General features: G+C 41.8%; 2 protein-coding genes. Both read left to right on the top strand.

Features of this window, described 5'->3' with window-relative positions:
* Positions 1–1083 (top strand): META domain-containing protein (locus LUQ50_RS08635; protein ID WP_300039210.1); only part of this gene is annotated, 1083 nt, incomplete at its 5' end.
* Positions 1084–1283: 200 nt separating this feature from the next.
* Positions 1284–3011, top strand: a 1728-nt coding sequence (locus LUQ50_RS08640) for an MCP four helix bundle domain-containing protein (protein ID WP_300039213.1), incomplete at its 3' end; no start/stop codon positions are given.

Below are 3011 nucleotides of genomic sequence, written 5' to 3' on the forward strand. Positions count from 1 at the left end.
CTGAATGAACAAAATCATACCCCCACGGTTGCACCTACTATTAGTCCTACAGATATCAACTCGTTAGATCAGAAAATACATGCACCCAAATCTGAAAAACCAACGCAACAACCAAACAATAATAATACACTGATCTCAGGAACTGGTGAGGTACTGTACCAAGACCTGGAAGGAGGAGTTTATACAATAATCGGAGAAGATGGCGTTCAGTATCTTCCGTCATCACTTCCTTCAGAATTAAAAGTAAACGGAACTAAGGTCTCTTATTCCTCCCGTCAATTGCACGATACCATATCGATGTATATGGTTGGTAAACCGGTTGAGATCATTTCGATATCGTTACTATCTCCTGCTGGTACTGGAAATCGCTCAGAACCATTGATAGAGTTTGAGAAAGCAGGAGGAGTTACCGGGTCCTATGAATTATTGCGGATTTTTGCAGACCAGCATGGAGAGGTTACCAAGTGGAACCAGATATCATCGGTCAACCTTACTGATGATGAGATAGAGAACGTAAGAAAAACCTGTAATAAAACTGATTTTCTCTCGATAAAATCACAGATGGCTCAATCAAACCAGGTTCCTGATGCAATTTCATACACGATCAGGTATCAAAACTTCACCATAAAAAGTAACGGAGGAGAGGAGCCAGAACCTCTGAAGCTGGTAATCTCGCTTCTCAATTCATTACTTGAAAAACATACAATTTCTCCAATAACTGCTAATAAAACACTGGAAGGATCTGCATGGCGACTTTCATCCTACTCACGCTCAGACGGAATCTCGACTCCAGTTCCTAACAATACTCAGGTCTCTGCAATATTTGGGAAAGATAGAATCATTACCGGTTCTTCCGGCTGTAATACATACTCAGGATTGTATAACCTGAATGGAACCAACCTGTCGTTTAGTCAAGTCATCGTGACAAGGATGGCATGTTTAGATCCGGGAACCCTTGAGACTGAGAATTCATATTTAAAATTACTTGAGCAGGTACGAGTCGTGAGTGGTCAGGAGAAGAAACTCACGATGACAAATGCAAATAATACAACACTCCTGGTCTTTAATCAGATGAAAGGATAATCTACAGCGTTTTTCCGATTCACTAATTTTTTTTCTCGTATACGCCGGTTTACCAGATTCCATTTTACCCCATAATTCTCGCCAGTATCTGTGCGCCCACGCAATGGATAATAGATACCTATATATATATTCATCAGCTATTTCATCGCACCCAAGTATGAAAATCGTCACTTATTTAGGGAGATAGTGAAGGAGGAAAAATGTTTATTGATGACATTAAAATCGGGCGTAAATTGATATCCGGCTTTCTGATTGTTGTGGCTATTGCTGTGATCATAGCAGTTATCGGATTTATTTTTATTTCACAAATAGATTCGATGTCAGATGAAACATACAATAATCGCCTTCTTCCAACCAGTTATCTCGGGAAGATAGAATCATCACTTCAACTAATCAGGGGAGAAGCATACAAGGCAATGCTTCTTCCTGAAGAAAAAGAAGCGGGTCTAAAGAAGGCAAATGATGCAATTGCTACCATCAAGGAGCAGTTGGAACTCTATAAGAGAAATAACCTGGAAGGAGAAGAGTTAAAGCATTTCGAAGGATTTGAAAAATCCTGGCAAATCTATGAGAAAGAAGTCCAGGGTGTCCTGGCAAATATATCAGCAGGAAAGAATGCTGATGCTCTGCTCGGGATATCAGCAGGAAGTACTACCGCAAAAGCACGTGCAGAGATTGATGTTGCCATGACCGCTCTTCGAAAAATCAATCTAGACCGGGCAGCGGAATTGAAGACAAACAGTGATACCGGGGGGAATTTTGCCAAGAATTCCATGATTCTTCTTACAATTCTTGCAGCAATTATCGGAATTTTACTTGGAGTCTATCTAACGAGGAGTATTACCAAACCACTCTCTCAGACTGTCAGTATGCTTGAAGATCTTGACATGGGTAAGTTTGGAACAAGACTAAATCTAGCCCGCAAAGATGAGGTAGGAGAAATGGCGCGAACCATGGATAATTTGGCAGATTCCCTGCAAAACGTGATTATTGCCAAGATGCATGACATTGCAAACGGAGTCCGGACAGATCTTATCCCGATAAGGGATGATGCTGATGAAATAAGCCCCGCCCTGAATACAACTATCTCTTCCCTGCAATCACTCGTTACTGAGATCTCAAAACTGACAGAAGCTGCTTCACATGGAAATCTTACGGTCAGGGGAAAACCTGATGCATTTAAAGGAAACTATCAGGAAATAATAAGAGGAATTAATGAAACACTGGACGCAGTGATTATTCCAGTTCAGGAGTCAATGCGTCTCGCTGGTTCATATAGTAAAGGAATATACACAGATCGTTTTGATCCGCATCTGCAGATAGCAGGCGACTTCATTAAATTCCGTGATGCTTTGAACCAGGTAGGTATTGAAGGATCAGACGCAATATCTGAAGTTCAACGACAGGTGGAACTACTTCTATCAGGTATGGAAGAGACCAGTGCAAGTGTGGAAGAAGTGACTGCCAGTTCGGGAGTTCTGGCACAAAGTTCCAATAAAGTTAGTGAATTTGCAGAACACAGCGGCGAAGGGGTTAAACAAGTTCTGACTGCGATGGAAGATCTATCAACCACGGTCTCTTCAGTTGCAGGGAAAACCGAACAGGTCTCTGTACTTAGTATGGAAGCAGTTGAACTTTCAAACCACGGAGCAGAACGTGCAAGCCTGGCTGAAGAAGGAATGAAGGGAATTATTTCATCATTCGGACAGACAGATTCGCTTATCAACAATATCTCTCTTCAGATGGGAGAAATTGGAAAGATTGTAAAAGTTATAAGTGATATCGCTGATCAGACAAACTTACTCGCCCTGAATGCAGCAATCGAAGCGGCCAGGGCTGGTGATGCCGGTCTCGGATTTGCCGTAGTAGCTGATGAGGTAAAATCCCTTGCCCTTGAATCTCAGAAATCTGCAGAGAATATTGCTGGC

Source organism: Methanospirillum sp., assembly GCF_028679455.1.
Lineage (GTDB): Archaea > Halobacteriota > Methanomicrobia > Methanomicrobiales > Methanospirillaceae > Methanospirillum.